Below are 22,125 nucleotides of genomic sequence, written 5' to 3'. Positions count from 1 at the left end.
CAGAGCACCTTTGTCCTTTTATATATTCGGGAATGGACTCTAGAACGGATTCCAAGTCGGCTGTTCGGTAAATTTCAAATATCCCATATTCACACCGAGACGCGCGCCGACACCGGCCCGCACCGGAACCAGAACGATCTCGTCTCTCAAAAGCACCGTCATGCCGACGCCGCCGACTAGGTAAGCGGAACCGTTGACCCCGGCAAACCGGGCAAAGACCGAATTCACCGAGGGGAGATTGTAGACCAGCATCATGACGCGGGCGCCGTCCGCGCCGAAATCCCAGCCGACGGAGGGACCTTGCCAGAAGACCTTATGGGTTCCGGCATTGCGGGTATAAAGATGGCCTTCGCCGTAGCGCGCGCCGGCGACGAAGGCGCCGGAGCCTTCCTCACCGAGGATGTAACCGTTTGGCTCGCCGTAGCTCGAAAAGGCTTTTTCGACGACCGAGGCCAGTCCGCCGGACACGGAGCCGAAAAACTGATGCCCGGTCTTCATGATCTCGTCTTCGCCGTAGGTCTGATCGGGCGGGATCGGTTCGTTGCCGGAGGTCTGGGCGTATGCCGGTTGGAGACCGGTCTGGAAAACCAGGCACAGAAGCACCGCGGAAATCAGGGACGCCACTCGCAGGGAACCTTGCGCCATTCGATAAATCTCCTCGTCACAAACCCGACCGCGCTCAAAATTGCCGTTCGGCGAAGCTGCGATGCTAAACTGACGTTACCTCATGCTGATTCGCATGTGTCCATGCATCTTACATAAGCCGAATCGATGAAAAGCTGGCCCGAAAAAAAGACATGGATGTGTCTTTCCCTGGTATTGACGCTTCATCTGTGTGTTTTTGCAGGTGAGAGTCTTGCCCGTCCCCAGGTTTTTGTCCCCGATACGATCAGCGGTTATGCGATCGGCGGGCATGACCCGGTAGGTTATTTCGTTGACAATCGCCCGCGCCAGGGAGACCGCCGCTTTGAATACGAGTGGGGTGGCGCCGAATGGATCTTTGTCAATGAGGGCAATCTCGCCGCCTTTCAGCGCGATCCGGAAGCCTATGCGCCGCTTTTTGCCGGATGTGGCGGTTATGCGCTGTCCGAAGGGTTTGCGGCGGCCGGTAACCCCTTCATCTACGCTATCGTGGAGGGCAAGCTCGTGTTCTTCCATTCCGTCGTCAACCGGTTCCTGTTTCTGGTCAACGGCACGCAGCTGATGAAAGCTGCCGAGGAAAATGCAGAAAAGGTCGGGTGCGTTCCCGAACTCTAGGGCAGCCCTGCCGGATGACGGGGCGACTGTCTTTCCGCCGCTACAGTGACAACTTTCATCTGGAAGACCCTGCGCGCCCGGTAACCGCGCCTTGGCACGGGCCTGCGGGATGTGTAAATCTTTTGCCAATTATCGCGAATCATGTCCTTGCCGGGATTTTCAAGAAGAGCTTCATACCGCCATGTCCGCACTTAAAGAGCTATCCTCCCTGGACCTTGCCGCCCTCGTGGCAAGCCGCGTTTGTCACGACATCATCAGCCCCGTCGGCGCAATCACCAATGGACTGGAGGTTCTCGACGAAGAGGGCTCCGAGGACATGCACGAGTTTGCGATGGACCTGATCCGCAAGAGTGCGCGTCAGGCCTCGGCGAAGCTGCAGTTTGCGCGCCTGGCTTTCGGAGCTGCCGGTTCGGCGGGAGCGGAAATCGATCTCGGCGACGCGCAGGTCGTTGCCACCGGTTTCATGGAAAATGAAAAATCCGACCTGACCTGGCAAATCGACCGGCATCTCATGCCGAAGAACTACGTCAAGCTTCTGCTCAACCTGATCCTGATCGCCAATCAGTGCGTTCCGCGCGGTGGCGAGATCAAGGTGACCATGGAAGGCGAGCCGAAGGCACCGGCCTTCACGCTTCATGCAAGCGGTCTCAATCCGCGCATACCGCTCGGAATGAAGGAAACTCTGAGCGGTGAAGAGCCAGAAAGGGTGGACGCGCATTCCGTGCAACCGATCTACACGTTGCTGCTTGCGCGGGAATCCAACATGGTATTAACGATAGACAAACAAGAAGAATTGGTAAAAATTACAGCCTTTTTGACAGAATAGAGATGTTGAATAAAAGTTTCGACCTGTTTCAGCGTATCTTAACTGTTTGCCCCCAACCTGCTCTCATGGACTTCTCGGTCCAGACATCCTTTTCGGGATGCGGAACCAGTAACAAGTCGGGTGAGAGCGGGCCATGGATGACCTCCTCAGGGAATTTATTACCGAGACCAATGAAAGTCTCGATGTTGTTGACGTAGAGCTCGTAAAGTTCGAGCAGGAACCCAACAACGCGACGATTCTAGATAACATTTTCCGTCTGGTGCATACCATCAAGGGCACCTGTGGATTTCTTGGCCTTCCCAGGCTTGAAGGAATTGCACATGCTGCGGAAACGCTCATGGGCAAGTTCCGTGACGGCGCGCCCGTCACTCAGGAAGCCGTGTCGCTCATTTTGATCTCTATCGACCAGATCAAGGCCATTCTCGGTGAGCTTGAGGCCGGCGAAGGCGATGAGCCTGCCGGTGACGACAGCGAACTGATCTCGAAGCTGGAAGCGATGTCAGCCAAGGCGGATGCCGCGATGGCCGGCGAAAGCGCCGAAGCGGAAGTTGCCGAAGAAGCTCCGGCGGAAGCGGAAGCTCCTGCTGCGGAACAGGAAATTGAACGGGCCCTGCGTCCCGGCGAAGTTTCCCTCGACGAACTGGAGCGGGCCTTCCGCGAAACGGAAATCGAAGTCGAAACTGCCGAAGCGGAAGTTGCCGAAACACCGGAAGTTCCTGCCGAGGCTGAAAAGCCCGCACCGGTGGAAGAAGCGGCGCCTGCTGCGGAAGTAAAGAGCGCACCCCCGGCTCCTGAGAAGAAAAAGGCTGCTGGCGGAGACGGCGAGAAGAAGTCCCAGAGTGGCGGAAGCATCCGGGTCGCGGTCGACACGCTTGAACACCTCATGACGATGGTGTCCGAGCTTGTGCTGACCCGCAACCAGCTTCTTGAAATCGTGCGCCGTCACGAAGACAGTGAATTCAAGGTTCCGCTGCAGCGGTTGTCCAACGTGACCGCCGAGTTGCAGGAAGGCGTCATGGCGACGCGCATGCAGCCGATCGGCAACGCCTGGCAGAAGCTGCCGCGGATCGTCCGCGATCTGAGCCAGGATCTCGAAAAACCGATCGAACTGGAAATGATCGGCGCGGATACCGAACTGGATCGCCAGGTTCTTGAGATGATCAAGGATCCGCTGACCCACATGGTCCGCAACTCTGCCGACCACGGCCTGGAACGCCCTGAAGCGCGCCGGGCGGCCGGCAAGGCCGACAAGGGGACGATCACCCTTGCCGCCTATCACGAAGGCGGCCATATCATCATCGAGGTCCGTGACGACGGTGCGGGCATCAATGTCGAAAGGGTGAAGGCAAAGGTTGTGGAGCGTGGCCTGGCCACCGAAGCCGAAGTCGACAAGATGACTGACGCGCAGATCCACAAGTTCATCTTTGCAGCCGGGTTCTCGACTGCCGCGGAGGTCACCAGTGTCTCCGGCCGTGGCGTCGGCATGGACGTGGTGCGCAACAACATCGAGCTGATCGGCGGTACTGTTGACCTGCGTTCTACGCAGGGCAAGGGATCCACCTTCATTATCAAGATCCCGCTGACCCTCGCGATCGTCTCGACGCTGATCGTCGAGGCGGGCGGTGACCGCTTCGCGATCCCGCAGCTGTCCGTGGTCGAACTGGTCCGCGTACAGACCAATTCGGAACACAGGATCGAGCGGATCAAGAACACTCCGGTCCTGCGCCTGCGCAACAAACTGTTGCCGCTGGTGCCTCTCTCCCAACTGCTTGGCACCTACGAGGGCGAGCTCGAGGAAGAGGCAATCGAATCGGACAACGGTTTCATTGTCGTCATGCAGGTCGGCAGCCAGACTTTCGGTGTTGTTGTCGACGGTGTCTTCCATACGGAAGAAATCGTGGTCAAGCCAATGTCGACCATGCTGCGCAATCTCGGCATGTTCTCCGGAAACACCATTCTCGGAGATGGGTCGGTTATCATGATCATCGATCCGAACGGCATTGCCAGTGCCATGGCGAGCGCATCCAGCTCGGTGGCGGAAAACGAGGAAGACGAACAGGAGAGCCTGCAGAGCAAGGCGACTTCCGGGCAAAGCTCGATCTCGCTTCTGCTGTTCCGTGCAGGTGCACCAGAACCGAAAGCGGTGCCGCTTTCGCTGGTCACGCGCCTGGAGGAATTCGAGGTTTCGAAAATCGAGCGGTCCAACGGACGCGATCTCGTCCAGTACCGCGGAGCGCTCATGCCGCTCGTCTATATCAACGAAGGCGACCGTCACAAGATCGAAGGCACGCAGCCCATGCTGGTCTTCTCCGATGCGGGTCGTTCCATGGGCCTCGTCGTCGACGAGATCGTCGATATCGTCGAGGACCGTATGAATATCGAGGTCGGTTCGGAACGTCCCGGTGTTCTCGGCTCTGCCATCGTCAAGGAACGGGCGACCGAAATCATCGATCTGGGCTTCTATCTGCCACAGGCCTTCGAAGACTGGTTCATGCGCAAGGAAATGGACATCGCGTCCCTGACGAAGAAGGTTCTCTTCGTTGACGACTCGTCCTTCTTCCGCAACATGCTGACGCCGGTTCTGAAAGCGGCTGGTTACGACGTGACCACCTGTACCGGTCCTCAGCAGGCCCTGGATCTTCTGGAAGACGGCGAGACGTTCCATGCGGTCGTGAGCGACATCGAGATGCCGGAAATCAATGGCTTCGAGTTCTGTGAATCGCTTCGTCGCGATCCACGCTTCCGCCAGATTCCGATCCTCGCCCTGTCCTCGATGGTCACACCCGCTTCGATCGAGCGTGGGCGCCAGGCCGGCTTTGACGACTATGTCGCGAAGTTCGACCGTCCCGGCTTGATTGCCGCTCTGAAAGATGTCTTCTCCGGTGAAATGGGAGCTGCAGCATGAATGTGCTGGAACACAAACACAACGCGGATCACAACGCTGCAAGTGACATGATCCAGTATGTGACCGTCGTGATCGGAGGCCAGCTCTTTGGCCTCCCGATCTCCCAGGTCCATGACGTCTTCGTCCCCGAGAGCGTGACCCGCGTGCCGATGTCCGCCCCGGAAGTCCAGGGCGTGCTGAACCTGCGTGGTCGTATCGTTACGGCGATCAACATGCGCCGCCGTCTTCACCTGCCGCCCCTCAAGGAAGGGCAGATGATGGCTGTCGGCATCGAATACAAGCACGAAAGCTACGGACTGGTCATCGATACTGTCGGCGAAGTGCTGACACTTTCGTCCTCTTCGGAGGAGCCCAATCCGTCAAATCTGGATCGTCGCTGGGCGGAAATTTCAGGCGGTGTGCACCGTCTGGACGGCAAGCTGATGGTGATCCTGGACGTAGACCGCCTGCTCGGTTCCATGTTCACTGAACCGATGGTTGCGGCATAAGCAGGCCTGAAGCGGCCGTTGAGTGGAGTTACGCCTGATGAAACAGTGCCTTGTAGTCGATGACTCAAGCGTTATCCGTAAGGTCGCCCGTCGGATCCTGGAGGATCTGCAATTCGAGATCACCGAAGCCGAAGACGGCCAGCAGGCGCTCGATGAATGCAGGAAAACCATGCCCGACGCGATCCTTCTGGATTGGAACATGCCGGTGATGGACGGTCTGGAATTTCTGACCAGCCTCAGGTCCGAAGAAGGTGGGGAAAGCCCCATCGTCGTTTTCTGCACGACGGAGAACGACGTGGCGCACATCGCGCGCGCCATTCGGGCAGGTGCCAACGAGTACATCATGAAACCCTTCGATCGGGAAATCGTCGAAGCCAAGTTTCAGGAAGTTGGTCTTATCTAGTCTCCAGTTGGGCGGTCTCAATGGCATTTGCGCAAAGAATTTCTGCCGGCGCCAGCACCGGCAGCGATCCCATCAAGGTGATGGTGGTCGATGACGCTGTAGTGATCCGTGGCTTGCTGACACGGTGGCTCGGAGAGGACAAGGGCCTCAAGGTCGTCGGCTCGCACCGAAACGGCAAACTTGCCGTGGAAGATATCGAGAAAAGCGACCCGGACGTCGTCGTGCTCGATATCGAGATGCCGGAAATGGACGGCATGACCGCCTTGCCGCTGATGCTGGCAAAAAAGCGCGATCTTATTGTAATCATGGCATCGACGCTGACCCGCCGGAATGCGGAAGTCAGCCTGAAGGCCCTGTCTCTGGGGGCGTCCGATTATGTTCCCAAGCCGGAATCCACTTCCGAGGTAACGACGTCGATCGATTTCCGCCGCGAACTCGTGGAGAAGGTCAAGGCGCTCGGAGCGCGGGCCCAGCGGATGCGCGGGCCGGTACGCACCATGCGCGCCTCAACCAGCGCCGGCCAGGTCTCGCAACCGTCGGCACCGGTCACGGCGCGGCCGACGACGGATACGCGGGCAAGTTTCCGTGGCGCCGGACAGCCGGCGGCTGCCGCAGCCAAGACGCTTCAGACACGGCCCTATTCCTCGGCTCGGCCCCGGATACTGGCCATCGGTTCGTCAACCGGCGGGCCGCAGGCCCTGCAGGAAGTGATGAAAGAAGTGGGTACGGCAATGAATGAAGTCCCGGTTGTCGTCACGCAGCATATGCCGCCGACCTTCACCGCGATCCTTGCAGAGCACCTGGGCAAAGCCGCCCTGCGTCCCTCAAAGGAAGGCGAAGACGGCGAAACCCTTCAAGCGGGCACCATCTATGTGGCGCCTGGCGGGAAGCACATGATCCTGGAAAAAGACGGCGGTGCGGTGAAGATCCGCCTGACCGATGGACCTCCGGTGAATTTTTGCAAGCCCGCCGTCGATCCGCTGTTCGACAGCGTTGCGAAGGCTTACGGGTCCGCGTGTCTCGGGGTCATTCTGACCGGAATGGGACACGACGGCGCGGATGGTGTCAAATCCATCACCGCAGGTGGTGGCAGCGTCATCACGCAGGACGAGGCAACCAGTGTCGTCTGGGGTATGCCCGGTGCAGCCGCGCAGACAGGAATGTGCAGCGATATTCTGCCATTGAAAGACATCGGCCCGAAAATCGGACGCGTATTGAAGGGGAATACGAGATGACCCCTGGTGAGTTCGAGTTTCTGAGAAACTTTCTGAAGACCCGCTCCGGCCTGGTTCTGTCGGTCGACAAGCAGTATCTGGTGGAAAGCCGGCTTCTGCCGATTGCCCGCAATTCGAAGCTGGAAACCCTGAGCGCGGTTATTCAGGCCCTTCAGCGTGGTGGGAACCGACAGCTCGAAACGGACGTGATCGAGGCGATGACGACAAACGAGTCGTTCTTCTTCCGCGACAAGACGCCCTTCGACAATTTCCGGGACACAATGCTTCCGACGCTTCTGCAAAGCCGGTCCAGCCTGAAGCAGCTCAAGATCTGGTGCGCTGCGGCGTCCAGTGGACAGGAGCCTTATTCCCTGGCGATCTGCCTGAAGGAAGAGGCGGCAAAGATGCCGGGCTGGAGGACACGGATCCTTGGCACCGATCTTTCCCTTGAAGTGCTGGAAAAAGCGAAAGCCGGATTGTACAGCCAGTTCGAGGTACAGCGCGGCCTGCCGATCCAGATGCTTCTGAAATATTTCGAGCAGAAGGGTGACATCTGGCAGATCGATGCCGGCTTGCGGTCGATGATCGAGTGGAAAAAACTCAATCTGCTGGAAAACTTCTCCCATCTGGGTGAGTTCGACATCGTGTTCTGCCGCAATGTCCTGATCTATTTCGATCAGGCAACCAAGTCGGAGATCCTGACGCGGATTGCGAAATCGCTTCCGGAGGACGGATACCTGGTCCTTGGAGCCGCCGAGACGGTCGTTGGCCTGACTGAAGCGTTCAAGCCGGTTCAAGGCAAACGCGGACTGTTCCAGAAGAAAACGGCAGCCCAATCGGCGACCGGAGCGGGCGCTGGCGTACGCTTCGCTGCCGGCGGTGTGGTCGGACTGCGGCGATAGGTTCATTGCCGGCGAGAGATAAACAAAAGGCGGCCACTGGCCGCCTTTTTTATTTTCACGCGATCGTGACCAGGTCTTCCGTATTGGCCTGGCAGCGTAAGTTACTCTGATCATTTGCGAAACTCTCGCGTGCGGCAGCTATCCATGGAACCTGTGCCTACTCCACTTGCCAGGCAGGCGAGGCTTTCCATCTTTTTGCAGATAAGTTTTGGTTCTCGGAAAGACACGGTTTTCTTCAAGAGGGCCGGGTGAGGTATGTGCATCAGCAGAAAGTGGGAAAATGAGCGAGATAAAAGTTGAACTGACACGCCGCGCGGCTCTCCTTGGGGCAGGTGGCGCGATCGCCGGGGCAGGCATTGCTGCATCCATGCCGGTGCATGCGGCTGCGGCGAAGCAGGATTCTCTGGCCGCGCCGGTGGCGCGCTATCCGGTTGGCGAATTTGAAGTCAACACGCTCCTCGACGGAGCAGTGACCCTTCAGGAGCCCCAGAAAACTTTTGCCATGAATGTCGAGGCGGACACATTTTCGGCCGCGTCTGCGGAAAATTTCATCCCAAGTGATTCGTTTCAGATCAGTTTCACGCCGACCCTGATCAATACAGGCAACGAGCTGATCCTGTTCGATACCGGCAACGGCGAAGGCGCCCGTCCCGGGCGCGGCAACATGCGCGCGGCGCTGGAAAATGCCGGCTATACGCCCGAACAGGTGGATGTGGTGGTGTTGACGCACATGCACCCCGATCATATCGGAGGGCTCATGGAGGGCGGCGCACCCGCTTTTGCCAACGCGCGCTACGTGACCGGCCAGAAGGAATACGATTTCTGGGCGGCGATGGATGCGGAAGCCAATGGTGTCACCAAGCTGATGGCATCACATGTCAAACCGCTGGCCGAGAAGATGACCTTCCTGAATGACGGCGGTGCGGTCACTTCGGGAATAACGGCGATGTCCGCGCCCGGCCATACGCCCGGTCACATGATCTACATGATCGAGAGCGACGGCAAACAGCTTGTGCTGACAGCCGATACCGCGAACCATTTTGTCTGGTCGCTGGCTCATCCGGACTGGGAAGTCAGGTTCGACATGGACAAGGAGGCCGCGGCCTCCACGCGCAGATCGGTATTCGGCATGCTGGCCGGCGACAAGCTCCCGTTCGTCGGCTATCACATGCCGTTCCCGGCCGTCGGGTATGTGGCGCAGGAAGGGGACGGTTTCCGCTACGTGCCTGCCTCGTATCAGCTGCATCTGTGAGCCTGGCGGCCACGCGCTGAAAATCAGTCATCAGTCTTGAAGGCAACAAAAAACCCCGGGCGAACCGGGGTTTTTTAATTCTTGCCGGATGCCCTTTCAGGCTCAGGCAGCCGCTTCTACTTCCGGCTCGCGCAGCACGTAGCCGCGTCCCCACACCGTTTCGATGTAGTTCTTGCCGGAGGTGGCCGCAGCCAGCTTCTTGCGCAGCTTGCAGATGAAGACGTCGATGATCTTCAACTCCGGCTCGTCCATGCCGCCGTAGAGATGGTTCAGGAACATCTCCTTGGTCAACGTGGTGCCCTTGCGCAGCGAAAGCAGCTCAAGCATCTGGTATTCCTTGCCGGTCAGATGAACCCGCTGACCGCCGACTTCGACAGTCTTGGTATCCAGGTTGACCTTGAGGTCGCCGGTAATAATGACCGACTGGGCGTGGCCCTTGGAACGACGGACGATTGCGTGGATACGCGCGACCAGTTCGTCCTTGTGGAACGGCTTGGTCATGTAATCGTCCGCGCCGAAGCCGAGCCCCCGGACCTTGTCCTCAATCCCCGCGTTCCCGGAAAGGATCAGGATCGGTGTCTTGACCTTTGAGACGCGAAGTGTCCGAAGAACCTCATACCCGGACATGTCCGGCAGGTTCAAATCCAACATGATGATGTCATAATCGTACAGTTTGCCGAGGTCGATACCTTCCTCGCCAAGATCTGTCGTGTAGACGTTGAAGTTCTCGGACTTCAGCATCAGTTCGATGCTCTGCGCTGTCGCGCTATCATCCTCAATCAACAGTACACGCATTGCCAATCCCCTTATTCTGCCTTTTCTGGGCAAGTCGCAACGGCTCTGTCGGTGTGCGCTACGAAGGACTGCTTGTTAACCCCGACTCAAAGCTATCGGTTAATGGTTAACAAAATATGATTCGTAGCGGCAAGCGCCGATTGGAGTAATCTGTGAACAACAGTCAACTTGTTGAATCCCCAGAAAAAACACTGATTCACAAATCTTAATGTTGCACTTTAAGAAACGGATCCAACTGACTCCGTTCAGATTCCTTTCGACTTAACCGTTGTGTCTTCGAAATGGCTCTCGCTTGTCGGCCTTCCAAAGGTTAAGATTAACCAGAGTCGTAAACGATCGGTTACCAAAACCGTTAACAGGGGAAGGAATCTTAATTGAAGGCGCTTTTTGCCGAGATTGATTCGCTTTTGCCGACCGAAATTTACGGTCGGGTGACGGCTGTTAAGGGGCTTCTGGTGGAAATCGCCGGACCGATTCACGAAATGAGTGTCGGTTCGCGCCTTTTGATCGACAGCGGCGAGGACAATCCGAAAGTTCCGGCCGAGGTTGTCGGCTTCCGCGATGGGCATGCGCTTTGCATGCCGTTTTCCGGGCTTGAAGGCGTGCGAATGGGCTGCAAGGCGGTGATCAGCGCCCGCGAAAGCGTGATGCACCCCGACGATGCCTGGCTTGGCCGGGTCGTTAACGCACTTGGTGAACCGATTGATGGTAAAGGACCTCTTTCAAATGGCGGAGTGCCTCGCAAATTGCGAAGTCCGCCCCCTCCAGCCTCCGAACGTAAACGGGTTGGACCGCCTCTCGATCTCGGCGTAAGGGCACTGAACAGTTTCGTAACCTGTTGCGAAGGCCAGCGCATGGGCATCTTTGCGGGCTCCGGCGTCGGCAAATCCGTGCTGATGTCGATGCTCGCACGCAACACCCGCTGCGATATCGCCGTGATCGGCCTGATCGGGGAGCGGGGCAGGGAAGTCCAGGAATTCATCGAGGACGATCTTGGCGAGGATGGCCTGGCGCGCTCGGTGGTCGTGGTCGCCACATCCGACGAAAGTGTTCTCATGCGCCGTCAGGCGGCCTATCTGACCATGACGGTCGCCGAGCACTTCCGAGACGAGGGCAACAATGTCCTGTGCATGATGGATTCGATTACCCGATTCGCCATGGCGCAGCGGGAAATCGGCCTGTCGATCGGCGAACCGCCCACGTCCAAGGGCTACACCCCGACGGTTTTTACAGAATTGCCGCGCCTGCTGGAGCGCGCTGGCCCGGGAGTGGAAGGCACAGGATCGATCACCGGTCTGTTCACGGTGCTTGTGGAAGGTGATAATCACAACGAACCGGTTGCCGATGCGGTTCGCGGGATCCTGGATGGCCACGTGGTAATGGAGCGGGCGATCGCGGAACGCGGCCGCTATCCTGCAATCAACGTGCTGAAGTCGGTCTCGAGAACCATGCCCCGCTGCGTGCCGCCGGAACAGCTTCCGGTTCTGCGCAAGGCAAAGCAGCTGTTGTCCACCTATACGGACATGGAAGAGCTGATCCGCCTCGGGGCCTACCGCAAGGGATCTGACCCGATGGTCGATGAAGCCATTCACCGGTTCGAGCTGATAGACGATTTCCTGAATCAGGGAAAAGACGAGGCAACGAGTCTTTCTGAAGGATATCTGCAACTTGCCAACCTTTTGGAAATGACTCTGGACTAGACTGCCCTTGCAAGGGGAGTATTGAGTAATGAAAACCCGAGACAGTTTGATCCGTTTGAAGCGGTTTCAGGTTGATGAAAAGCGGCGGCAGCTTGCTCAGATCGAGAGCATGATTGCCGAGTTCAATCGCATGGCCGATGAACTTGACGAGCAGATCCACTCCGAGCAGGACCGGGTCGGCATCACCGATGTCACGCATTTTGCCTATCCGACATTTGCCAAGGCCGCGGCGGACAGGCGCGACAACCTGCGCAATTCCGCGCATGAGCTGGACGATCAGCTTCAACGTGCCCAGGACGAGCTGAGCGAAGCGATCGAAGAGCTCAAGAAATTCGAGCAGCTGGAAGAGCGCGATCAGCAGCGTGAGCGGACAGCCCAGGAAATTGCCGAACAGGATCAGCTTGACGAAGTCGCCTCGCGGCTGCGATAGCGCATCCGCGGGCGACGCCCCTGTTCCCGCGTATCGGTAGATTTCCAGCACACCTTCCTCCCGGAAGGCGGACCAATTTTACCTGACCGTTCGAAAGAGCGGTCGGGTTTATGCTTTTTGAGCGAAATGCTATAGGGAAAGGACGGTCGCCGATGCGGGCGTGACCGTCACTTGTCTCGCCAGCCTGAATGCAGGTTACTCAATTTCAAAATGCCGGAGCAATCCGAACGCCGCCACCCGGGCGCAGGATGTTCTGCCGAAGCACGGCACTTCTTCATGCGGTTTTTCCTGGCTCTGCTCCTTCCAGTTTCGGCCTTTTCCTTCGCTTTGGGTCTCACGCAGCCGCTGATGCTGTTCGAAAGGCTGTATTTTTTCGAAGACCGGCCCTCCCTGGTGGAAATGATTTTCAGCCTCTGGCGTGAAGACGAGACCGTGCTTGCCGCCATCGTGGCGCTGTTTTCAGTGGGGTTCCCGGCGGCCAAGATAATTCTCACCCATGTTGCGGTCATGACCGGCGGAAAGAGCCGTTCGCTCTCATTGCTGTCCATGGTCAGCAAGTGGTCGATGCTGGATGTGATGCTGGTGGCGCTGGTTCTGTTTGCAGCAAAAACCAGCGGCCTGGCCGCGGCAACCATCCTGCCGGGATTGTGGTTTTACGCGGCGGCGACACTTACGACGGCGGTGGCTGCAAGTTTGTGCGCGCGCGCCCATACCCGCATCTGATTTCGAACTGACCGATCTTGCTATCGACGTGAACTATTCCGCCGCCGGCTGGGGCGCAGCTGCCTGTAGCAGCGGTTTGGGTTTTTTTGCCCCGCGGTTCGCCTGAAAGTCACCGCAGCGGGATTGTCTGACCGAAGCGGTGCTTTCCAGATGCTTCTTGTAGGCAAGGGTCCATTCAGGCCCGTGCGAAGCAGGAAGCTTCAGATAATTGCAGCGGATCTTTGAAAACATCGCAAAGGTAGACGTTTCCAGTCCCGTCTTGGCAGCGGTTTTGAGGACCAATTCCGGCTTTCCGTTGTACACCGCTTCCTTGAGGACCTTCGAAGACGTCCTTCCACGTGCGCTGAGCAATTCCATGGCGTGTTCAAAGCGTCCGTCCTGCAGCAGCAGGATCATCAGTTCATTGACGGTCATGCCGGCCCGATCGGCATCCTGCCAGAGCGTGTTTACATCCGGGTTCGCCAGGGCGTCGCCGAAATCCTGGCGCAATGCTTTCAACCGGGCGATCTGATCGAGCTGCTCCTGCGTCAGTGACCCTTCAATAAGTCCGTGCAGATGTTTCCTGTTCTCCTCGCTTACGAGGGGAAGCAAGGCCCGGCATGCGGCAGGGGACAAATCGGATCTCAAGGCCAGGTCTTCCCGCAGCACCACGTCTTCTTCTGCAAGCTTGACATAAACGAGCAGCGTTTCGCGGGACAGCCGGATGTCGCGATTGCCGGCAAGTATGCGGTTTACCGTCCTGTCATTCCTGGCGGCCAGGGCATCGGAGACCTCGGCGGAGAGATCTTTCCGATGGGCGATCGCCTGCAGATGGGTCGAGCTGAACCTATCTGCGAAATCAAGCAGGTCTTCCTGGGTGAAGGCGGGACAATCCGACAATACGGGCATCGCCACGGCGATGTCGTCCTCGGCTATCCGGCACGCAAGATCATGAGGAACGTTATCCAGCGCTGCCAGTTTGCTGGCAAGAATTGTCCTGTCTGACAGGGAGCCGGTGTCGTAGAGTTTCAGGATGACTTCCGCGAAGATCGCAAGTTCCTGCTCCGTCCGCTGATCGAGGTCGGAAAACACAAGTTCGCTGACCTCGGCAAACAGGTGCTTGCGAGATTCAAGTGTGCCGATCTGGGCAAGTTTTAGTATGGAACTCGCCATTTTTCCTCCACTAGGAGGCACATTGGGTTCAATATTGTTATCAATACGTTACTCAAATAGAATTTCGCAGAAATAACATATCATTTTTTGAACAGATGATTGTCTGTATTGTCAAAAATACGTAGTTTTTACACCCCAACGTCGCAAAATGGGAGATTTTTCAAGATATCTCTTTGAAGGCAGGAATTTGCTGAAACGCGGGTTCGGAGCACCGATTCACATATGTTTCGGGCGAGGCGCTGCGCCATGAAGCCCTTCCGGTGCCCTTGGGGCAGTCATACGGTCAAATGGTTTCCTGTAGCGGATCACGTGCAGGCCGGAGCAAACCGCTGCAAAACAATTCATACCCAATTAAAGATCGGGCGGTCTTTCCTTAACCAACGGTTCTTCCTTATTGTCTGGACCGTGACGAGAGATGTTCACGCTGTTCAGAAACGGATTGAATTTGAAATGAGACGTTTGCGCCCAAGCCTTGCCGTCCTGATCGGGCTGATGTTCTTTTGCGTGGTGCCGGCTGCGGCCCAGAACGCCGATGCCCAGCAGAGCAATTCCGCAGATGTCACGCAGGCGAGCGATGCGCTCATCAATGTTCTGAACGATCCGAAGAGCCGGGCAGCTCTGATCGAACTTCTCAAACAGAACGCAGGCGAGAGCAGTGCTGCGGGGGAGGAAACCACTACCCCGGGCGATTCGATCCTGCCCTCATTGAGTGGCAGCAGCTCGTCCGATGCGCCGGCCGCCCAATCCGACCAGAGCGCGAGTACAGGCACAGGCGAGAATTTCGCGCTCAAGGTTGGAGAATACACGCGCGCGCTCGTCGATGATGCGGGAGTTGTTCTCACCCAGTCCGTAAGACCCCTTCACGGCCTGCTCCGGATCGTGCGCGGAGAGATTCCGATCAAGTGGGAGCAGCTGAAACCGATAGCCCTTCATGTTCTTGTCGTGCTTCTGGCCGCTTATGCCGGTCTGCTCATCAGCAAGGCTGCGATGAAGCTGCTCTATCCGAAGATGTCCGCTATCGCCGGGAAACGCGGCGGGCTGATGCGCAGCTTCCTTCTCATCGTGACGTCGGGAATGGACGCGATAGCGGTCGGACTGGGCTGGGCAGTCGGCAATGCAGTCGCGCTTGCCGGCTATGGTGGCCTGCAGGCCGGTGTCACCTTGCAGGAAAGTCTGGCGCTGAATGCGTTTTTCATTGCCGAACTGGCGAATGTCGCCTTGCGGTTCATCTTCGTGCCGGCGCACCGGCAACTGCGCCTCCTGCCGTTCACGGACGAAGCTTCGCGTTACTGGAGCAGCCGTCTGCATCTCTTCGTCTACTGGATCATCTACGGCTTGTTCCTCGTGGTGCCGGTTGCCAATATCGCGGCGTCCTTCGTCCTGGGCAACGCGTTGCGTTTTCTGGTGGTGTTCCTGGGAACGATCTACCTTTTTGTTCTCGTTCATCGGAATCGGCAGTATGTCTGCCAGGGCGTGAGCGATTATGCGCAAACCATGCATAGCGCGCTGGCAAGCCGTGTTCTGGCGGTCGGCGGACGCATCTGGCATTTCGCTGCCTACGGATATCTTGCCGCCGTCTTCATAATCTGGGTAACCCGCCCCTTCGATGCCACATCCATCATTCTGAATGCCACCGGTCAGTCCATCGTGGCTATTGCCACCGGGATCTTGGTGTCGCTGGTTCTCACCAGCGCTATCAAGGACGGCATTCCGCTTCCGGACAGCATGCAGACAAGCCTGCCGGCGCTGCACAGGCGATTGAACGCCTTCGTTCCCAGGATACTGAAGTTCATCAGGTTGGCCGTTTTCCTGGTAACGGTTCTGGCCCTGCTGGAAATCTGGGGCATCCTGAGTGTGCTCGACTGGCTCGCAAGTGAGGCCGGCTTCCAGCTGCTGAGCGGCTACGGCTCGGCGCTTCTGGTGGTCCTGGTGGGTTTCCTGATCTGGCTGGCGGTGATGTCCTGGGTCGATCTGCGCCTGCAGGAACGGTCCGGTCGCCTGGTGACTGCCCGCGAAAGAACGTTGTTTCAACTGTTCCGAAACGCTTCCACAGTCGTCATCATCGTGATGGTGGCGCTGCTGGCCTTGTCCGAAATCGGCGTGAATATCGGGCCGCTTATCGCCGGTGCCGGTGTTGTCGGTCTGGCGATTTCCTTCGGGGCGCAAACGCTGGTGAAGGATATCATCACAGGCGCCTTCATTCAGATCGAGAATGCCATCAACGAAGGCGACGTGGTGACGGTTGCCGGCATCACGGGGACCGTGGAAGGGATCACGGTCCGTTCGGTGCGTATCCGGGATCTTGACGGCACGACCCACATCATTCCTTTCTCTTCCGTCGACATGGTGTCGAATTTCATGCGCGGCTTCTCCTATCATGTCGCACTGATCGGCGTGTCCTACGACACGGATATTCCCAATGCCAAGGAGGCCATGACGGAAGCCTTCCGGCGCCTGAAGGCGACAGACTACAGTCCCAAGATCTTCGGGGACCTGGAGATGCACGGCGTGACGAACTTCGGCGCAAGTTCGATCGATATCCGTGCGCGTATCAAGACCACGCCGGGCGACCAGTGGTCGGTCGGCCGGGCCTATAACGAGTTCGTTAAACAGGTTTTCGACGAACGCGGTATCGAAATTCCATTCCCGCAGGTTACCTATCATGCCGCAATACCGCCCTACGGGGGCGAGGCCAAGGGATCGAAAAAACGCGGCAAGCCCGAAACCGACGCAGACGATCCGGCGGACGATGCTCCTTCCCAGGATGAGCCCAACTAGGGTGTGGACCCATAAATGAAGACGAAATGGCATGGGAAATGGCGAAACCCCGTTAGGAACCATGGCCGGGTTTCAACGTTTCCCGAGTCCCGGCCATAGGCAGTAGCCGGGTGCGTTGCTCTACGCTGGCACGAAAATGTTGATTGAATTTCGCGATGTTTCGCTTTATTTTCATTTCATGCTGAAATCGCATATGAGCGCAAGCCGGAGACGGAAACCATGACGGCTGATTACGACCTGTTGATCATTGGCGGGGGCATTAACGGAACGGGGATTGCCCGGGATGCGGTGGGCCGCGGTGCATCGGTCATGCTCGTTGAAATGGGAGACCTCGCCGGAGCGACATCCTCGGCGTCGACGAAACTTATTCACGGCGGGCTGCGCTATCTGGAATATTACGAGTTCGGTCTCGTCCGCAAGGCGTTGAAAGAGCGCGAAGTGCTGTTGCGCGCGCTGCCGCACATCGCCTGGCCGCTGCGTTTCATCCTCCCGCATCACAAGGACCTGCGTCCTGCCTGGTTGCTGCGTCTCGGTCTTTTTCTCTACGATCATCTGGGCGGCCGAGAGCTGTTGCCGGCGACCAAAACTGTGCGCCTCGACAGCGGTGTTTTCTCCCGAGGCCTCAAGCCGCTGTTCAAAAAGGGATTTGAATATTCCGATTGCTGGGTGGACGACGCACGTCTGGTGGTTCTGAACGCACTGGATGCTTCCGATCGGGGGGCAAAGGTGCTCACGCGGACCAAATGCATTGCCGCGCGCAGGGACGGGGATCTCTGGAAAGTCGTGCTGCAGGATCTTGCCTCTGGCGAGGAGAAGACGGTGAGCGCGCGCGTGCTTGTCAATGCCGCCGGTCCCTGGGTCGCCGACATGTTGCAAGGCATTGCCGGGGCGAAGAGCAAGGCAAAGGTCCGCCTCGTCAAGGGCAGTCATATCATCGTGCCGAGCCGGTTTGACCACGATCGTTGCTTCATTTTCCAGAATGGCGATGGCCGCATAGTCTTTGCGATCCCCTACGAGGGGAAGTTCACGCTGATCGGCACCACCGATATCGACTATCAAGGGGATCTGGGTACGGTTCGCATTACCGATGACGAGATCGACTATCTGTGCAAGGCCGCCAGCGAATATCTGGCTACGCCGGTCACGCCCGAAGAGGTGGTGCATACCTATTCCGGTGTCCGGCCGCTCTATGATGACGGCGCAAAGGACGCCAAGGCCGCGACTCGGGACTACGTGCTGGAGATGGAAGGCGGGGAGACGGAGCCACCGGTGCTTTCGGTCTTCGGAGGCAAGATCACGACCTACCGCAAGCTGGCGGAAGAGGCCTTGAAGAAGCTGGAAGCGTATCTGCCGTTCAAGCGGGGAGTGTGGACAGCCTATGCGCCCTTGCCGGGCGGCAATTTCAAGGTGGACGGGTTCGACGAGGAAGTGGCGCGGCTTGAAAAGGACTTTGCTTTCCTGGACACGGCTTTCGCGACCCGCCTGATCCGTCTTTACGGGACCGATGCGAGGCTTTTCCTGATGGAAGCTGCCTCGCTGGAGGATCTTGGCCGCTGTTTCGGTTCGAATCTTCATGAGGCCGAGGTGAAGTGGTTGATCGATCGGGAATGGGCGCGCACAGCTGACGACGTTTTGTGGCGGCGGACCAAACTCGGCCTGGTGTTGAGCGCGGAAGAGGCCGGCGAACTGGAAAGCTTCATCTCCGGTTATCTTGCAGAGCGGCCCGGCGCTGCGGCATAGTCTGCCGCAGATGCGCGATTTTCCGGGTTTGCCGGCAATCGCGATGAAACAAGAAAGAACAAGGGGAGGAGCACCATGGCCGGATTTGTTTTGGCAATCGACCAGGGCACGACGTCAAGCCGCGCGATTGTCTTCGGAGAAGACTTCACCCGCGTCAGCTCCGGGCAGCAGGAATTCAAACAATATTTTCCAAAATCGGGCTGGGTGGAGCATTCCCCTTCCGATATCTGGGACAGCACGCTGGAAGTCTGCCGGGAAGCCCTGGAAAAAGCGCCGCAAGGGGGCGCGGGCGTTGCCGCGATCGGGATCACCAACCAGCGCGAGACAACCCTGATCTGGGACCGGTCCACCGGCGTGCCGGTGTATAATGCAATCGTCTGGCAGGACCGCAGAACTTCGGACACCTGCGCCAGACTGCGGAGCGAGGGGCTGGAGGAGACCTTCTCGGCCAAAACCGGACTGCTCCTCGATCCTTATTTCTCCGGCACGAAAATCGCCTGGATACTGGACAACGTCGAGGGTGTCCGGGCCAGGGCGGAACGGGGCGAACTGGCTTTCGGGACGGTCGATACCTGGCTGATCTGGCAGCTCACCGAAGGCAAGGTGCACGCCACCGATGCCACCAATGCCGCGCGCACCCTGATCTACAACATCCATGAAAACGCATGGGACGGAGACCTCTGCCGACTGCTGAATATCCCCATGAGCCTGCTTCCGCAGGTCAAGGACAGCGCGGACGACTTCGGTTCCAGTGCGCCGGACCTCTTCGGTCGGCCGCTGCCGATCCTGGGTGTGGCGGGCGATCAGCAGGCGGCGACGGTTGGGCAGGCCTGCTTCAGGCCGGGCATGGTGAAATCCACCTACGGGACCGGGTGTTTTGCGCTGATGAACACCGGTGAGACGCCGGTCCTGTCGAAAAACCGCATGCTGACGACGATCGCCTACCGGCTTGACGGCAAGACGACCTATGCGCTTGAGGGATCGATCTTTATTGCCGGTGCCGCGGTGCAGTGGCTGCGGGACGGACTTGGCCTCATCGACAGCGCCGGCGAGACACAGGGCTTGGCGGAACAGGCCGACCCGAATCAGGATGTTTATCTGGTGCCCGCCTTTGTCGGGCTCGGGGCGCCGTACTGGGACGCGGACGCCCGCGGCGCGATGTTCGGGCTGACCCGGAACACAGGCCCGAAGGAGATTGCCCGTGCCGTCCTGCAGAGTGTCGGCTTTCAGACACGCGATCTGGTGGACGCCATGCGTGCTGACTGGCCGGATGCGGAGCCGCCGGTCCTGCGGGTCGATGGCGGCATGTCTGCGTCCGACTGGACGATGCAGTTTCTGGCCGACATTCTGGGGGCTCCGGTCGATCGGCCTACCGTTGCGGAGACGACGGCGCTCGGGGCTGCCTGGCTGGCCGGATCGAAAGCCGGCGTCTGGCCGGGAGCGGATGCTTTTTCCGCGCAATGGAAGCTGGAAAGACGGTTCCAGCCCGGGTTACAGGAAAGTGAACGCCGTCGCCTGGTGTCCGGCTGGAAGGATGCGGTCAACCGCACAAGATCTACTCTCGATTGATAAACCTATAGACTCACGTCAATTCGAGAGTCTTTTTGTTTTCAACGATTTGAATTGATCCGGAAAACACGTTCCCATACGGTATCAGTTTCCATTGTGGTGTCGATATATCGTCAAAATATTACGTCAGCATGGTTTACCCAGAAAAATTATTTCAAAAATCGGGCCAAATTAGAAATATGTTGGTAGTTGATTTTCGATCAAAAAACCGCCTTAGTTTGCGCTGGCTCGGGCTTAATTCCATTGCACGATCTTAACGATGCAGGGCCCCAGCTTCTTCATCAAGGGGAGAACAGTTTGATGAATTTTCAAAAAACCTTGAAGGCAACCCTTCTTGGCGCAAGCCTTGCCGTGATCGCGGCAACGGGCGCTTCCGCAAAAACCCTGGTTTATTGCTCGGAAGGTTCGCCTGAAGGCTTCGACACCGCCCTCTACACCGCCGGAACGACCTTCGATGCGTCCTCCAAACCCGTTTACAACCGTCTGGTTGAATTCAAACGCGGCACGACAGAAGTGCTGCCGGGTCTGGCAGAAAGCTGGGACGTTTCCGAAGACGGTCTGGAATACACGTTCAATCTCCGCAAGGGCGTGAAATTCCACACAACAAGTTTCTTCACGCCGACGCGTGATTTCAATGCCGACGACGTGGTTTTCTCGTTCGAGCGGCAGCTGAAGAAAGACAACCCGTGGCATGAATATACCCCGGGCGCTGCGTGGGAATATTTCAACGGCATGTCGATGCCGGATCTCATCAAGGAAATCGTGAAAGTTGACGATTACACGGTGAAATTCGTGCTGAACCGGCCGGAAGCTCCGATGATCGCCAACCTGGCGATGGACTTCGCGTCGATCCTGTCGGCTGAATACGCCGACCAGCTGGAGGCTGCGGGCACCAAGGAACAGCTCAACCAGGAGCCTGTCGGAACCGGCCCGTTTGCGTTTGTCGGCTATCAGAAAGACGCGGTGATCCGCTATGAGGCTTTCGCCGATTACTGGAACGGCAAACAGCCTGTCGACAACCTTGTCTTCGCCATCACGCCGGATGCAGCGGTTCGCCTGCAGAAGCTGAAGGCAGGCGAGTGTCATGTGATGCCGTACCCGGCTCCGGCCGATGTCGCCGACATCCGTGACGACAGCAACCTGACGCTGATGGAACAGCAGGGCCTGAACGTCGGCTACCTTGCCTATAACACCAAGGTGGCTCCGTTCGACAAGGCGGAAGTCCGCAAGGCGCTGAACCACGCGATCAACAAGCAGGCGATCCTCGACGCCGTCTTCCAGGGCTCCGGCCAGGCGGCCAAGAACCCGATCCCGCCGACCATGTGGTCCTATAACGACGCGATCGAGGACGACGACTACAATCCGGATCTGGCCAAGGAAATGCTGGAAGCTGCCGGTGTGTCCGACCTGTCCATGAAGATCTGGGCAATGCCTGTCCAGCGGCCCTACAACCCGAATGCCCGCCGTATGGCGGAAGTCATTCAGGCCGACTTCGCGAAAGTCGGGGTTAATGTCGAGATCGTTTCCTATGAATGGGGTGAGTACCTGTCCCGTTCCAAGGAAGTCGATCGCGACGGAGCCGTTCTGCTTGGCTGGACCGGCGACAATGGCGACCCGGACAACTTCCTTGCCGTTCTGCTCGGCTGTGACGGTGTTGGCGGTTCCAACCGCGCACAGTGGTGTGACGAGAACTTCGAAGCTCTCATCCAGAAGGCAAAGACCGTGACCGACAAGGCAGAGCGCACCAAGCTCTACGAAGAGGCGCAGGTTGTCTTCAAGGAACAGGCTCCGTGGGCGACCATCGCGCATTCCGTCGTCTTCATGCCGATGTCCTCCAAGGTCACCGGTTATGTCATGGACCCGCTTGGCGGCCATTGGTTTGACGGTGTGGATATCGCGGAGTAAATCCGCCTGAATCCCCGAAGGCGCTGGCAGCGATGCCGGCGCCTTCAGACATTATGACCGGTGGAAGCCATCATGACATGTGACGG

Annotated in this window: 18 protein-coding genes; 15 read left to right on the top strand and 3 right to left on the bottom strand. The window is 58.0% G+C overall.

Going from position 1 to position 22,125, the window contains the following annotated elements; genetic code table 11:
- Positions 1-39: 39 nt before the first annotated feature.
- Positions 40-645 carry a DUF1134 domain-containing protein gene (locus tag Q1B40_RS15425; protein ID WP_299816301.1) on the bottom strand — a complete coding sequence of 202 codons (606 nt, stop codon included), beginning with the start codon at positions 643-645 and terminating at the stop codon, positions 40-42.
- A gap of 126 nt (positions 646-771) precedes the next feature.
- On the opposite strand from Q1B40_RS15425, the gene Q1B40_RS15420 reads away from it, so the two are divergent.
- The 8 genes from Q1B40_RS15420 to Q1B40_RS15385 all read left to right on the top strand — a co-directional run bounded on the left by Q1B40_RS15420 (position 772) and on the right by Q1B40_RS15385 (position 9,247).
- Complete coding sequence (locus tag Q1B40_RS15420; protein ID WP_299816299.1) at positions 772-1,257, top strand: YHS domain-containing (seleno)protein; 486 nt, start codon at positions 772-774, stop codon at positions 1,255-1,257.
- Between the two features lie 181 nt (positions 1,258-1,438).
- On the top strand, positions 1,439-2,083 hold the full coding sequence (gene chpT / locus Q1B40_RS15415; RefSeq protein WP_299816555.1) for a histidine phosphotransferase ChpT: 645 nt from the start codon (positions 1,439-1,441) through the stop codon (positions 2,081-2,083).
- A gap of 133 nt (positions 2,084-2,216) precedes the next feature.
- Positions 2,217-4,988 (top strand): hybrid sensor histidine kinase/response regulator, encoded by a 2,772-nt coding sequence (locus tag Q1B40_RS15410; protein WP_299816297.1) that lies wholly within the window; start codon positions 2,217-2,219, stop codon positions 4,986-4,988.
- Positions 4,985-5,476, top strand: coding sequence for a chemotaxis protein CheW (locus Q1B40_RS15405; RefSeq protein WP_299816295.1), 492 nt, complete (start codon positions 4,985-4,987; stop codon positions 5,474-5,476). The genes Q1B40_RS15410 and Q1B40_RS15405 overlap by 4 nt, the downstream gene beginning before the upstream one ends.
- A 37-nt stretch (positions 5,477-5,513) precedes the next feature.
- Positions 5,514-5,879: a response regulator gene (locus tag Q1B40_RS15400; RefSeq protein WP_299816293.1), complete on the top strand. Its 366-nt coding sequence runs from the start codon at positions 5,514-5,516 to the stop codon at positions 5,877-5,879.
- Positions 5,880-5,899: 20 nt separating this feature from the next.
- The gene (locus Q1B40_RS15395; protein WP_299816291.1) at positions 5,900-7,114 is read left to right on the top strand and encodes a chemotaxis response regulator protein-glutamate methylesterase; all 1,215 of its coding nucleotides are present in this window, start codon (positions 5,900-5,902) and stop codon (positions 7,112-7,114) included.
- A complete protein-coding gene (locus Q1B40_RS15390) occupies positions 7,111-7,995 on the top strand; it encodes a protein-glutamate O-methyltransferase CheR (RefSeq protein ID WP_299816289.1) in 885 nt (294 codons plus the stop codon). Before Q1B40_RS15395 ends, Q1B40_RS15390 begins: the two co-directional genes overlap by 4 nt.
- A gap of 280 nt (positions 7,996-8,275) precedes the next feature.
- Positions 8,276-9,247, top strand: a complete 972-nt coding sequence (locus Q1B40_RS15385; protein WP_299816287.1) for an MBL fold metallo-hydrolase — start codon at positions 8,276-8,278, stop codon at positions 9,245-9,247.
- A gap of 102 nt (positions 9,248-9,349) precedes the next feature.
- On the opposite strand, the gene ctrA is transcribed toward Q1B40_RS15385, so the two are convergent.
- Complete coding sequence (ctrA, locus tag Q1B40_RS15380; RefSeq protein WP_068406317.1) at positions 9,350-10,042, bottom strand: response regulator transcription factor CtrA; 693 nt, start codon at positions 10,040-10,042, stop codon at positions 9,350-9,352.
- 374 nt (positions 10,043-10,416) lie between these two features.
- Here ctrA and fliI point away from each other — a divergent pair, with 374 nt between their 5' ends.
- From fliI to Q1B40_RS15365, 3 genes are all read left to right on the top strand, one after another.
- Positions 10,417-11,742 (top strand): flagellar protein export ATPase FliI, encoded by a 1,326-nt coding sequence (gene fliI, locus Q1B40_RS15375; RefSeq protein WP_299816284.1) that lies wholly within the window; start codon positions 10,417-10,419, stop codon positions 11,740-11,742.
- 28 nt (positions 11,743-11,770) lie between these two features.
- Positions 11,771-12,172: a flagellar export protein FliJ gene (fliJ, locus tag Q1B40_RS15370; protein ID WP_299816281.1), complete on the top strand. Its 402-nt coding sequence runs from the start codon at positions 11,771-11,773 to the stop codon at positions 12,170-12,172.
- Between the two features lie 276 nt (positions 12,173-12,448).
- Complete coding sequence (locus Q1B40_RS15365) at positions 12,449-12,895, top strand: paraquat-inducible protein A (protein WP_299816279.1); 447 nt, start codon at positions 12,449-12,451, stop codon at positions 12,893-12,895.
- Positions 12,896-12,928: 33 nt separating this feature from the next.
- On the opposite strand, the gene Q1B40_RS15360 is transcribed toward Q1B40_RS15365, so the two are convergent.
- A complete protein-coding gene (locus Q1B40_RS15360) occupies positions 12,929-14,047 on the bottom strand; it encodes a DUF2336 domain-containing protein (protein ID WP_299816278.1) in 1,119 nt (372 codons plus the stop codon).
- Between the two features lie 450 nt (positions 14,048-14,497).
- Here Q1B40_RS15360 and Q1B40_RS15355 point away from each other — a divergent pair, with 450 nt between their 5' ends.
- From Q1B40_RS15355 to Q1B40_RS15340, 4 genes are all read left to right on the top strand, one after another.
- Positions 14,498-16,825: a mechanosensitive ion channel domain-containing protein gene (locus Q1B40_RS15355; protein ID WP_299816276.1), complete on the top strand. Its 2,328-nt coding sequence runs from the start codon at positions 14,498-14,500 to the stop codon at positions 16,823-16,825.
- Between the two features lie 219 nt (positions 16,826-17,044).
- A complete protein-coding gene (glpD, locus tag Q1B40_RS15350) occupies positions 17,045-18,565 on the top strand; it encodes a glycerol-3-phosphate dehydrogenase (RefSeq protein WP_299816273.1) in 1,521 nt (506 codons plus the stop codon).
- 75 nt (positions 18,566-18,640) lie between these two features.
- Positions 18,641-20,134, top strand: coding sequence for a glycerol kinase GlpK (glpK, locus tag Q1B40_RS15345; RefSeq protein ID WP_299816271.1), 1,494 nt, complete (start codon positions 18,641-18,643; stop codon positions 20,132-20,134).
- Between the two features lie 300 nt (positions 20,135-20,434).
- Complete coding sequence (locus tag Q1B40_RS15340) at positions 20,435-22,039, top strand: ABC transporter substrate-binding protein (protein WP_299816269.1); 1,605 nt, start codon at positions 20,435-20,437, stop codon at positions 22,037-22,039.
- Positions 22,040-22,125: the final 86 nt, after the last annotated feature.

It is taken from the genome of uncultured Roseibium sp. (assembly GCF_947496995.1).
GTDB lineage: Bacteria > Pseudomonadota > Alphaproteobacteria > Rhizobiales > Stappiaceae > Roseibium.
Note: the sequence above shows the minus strand (reverse complement) of the source record. Positions and strands in the feature narration are given on the sequence as shown.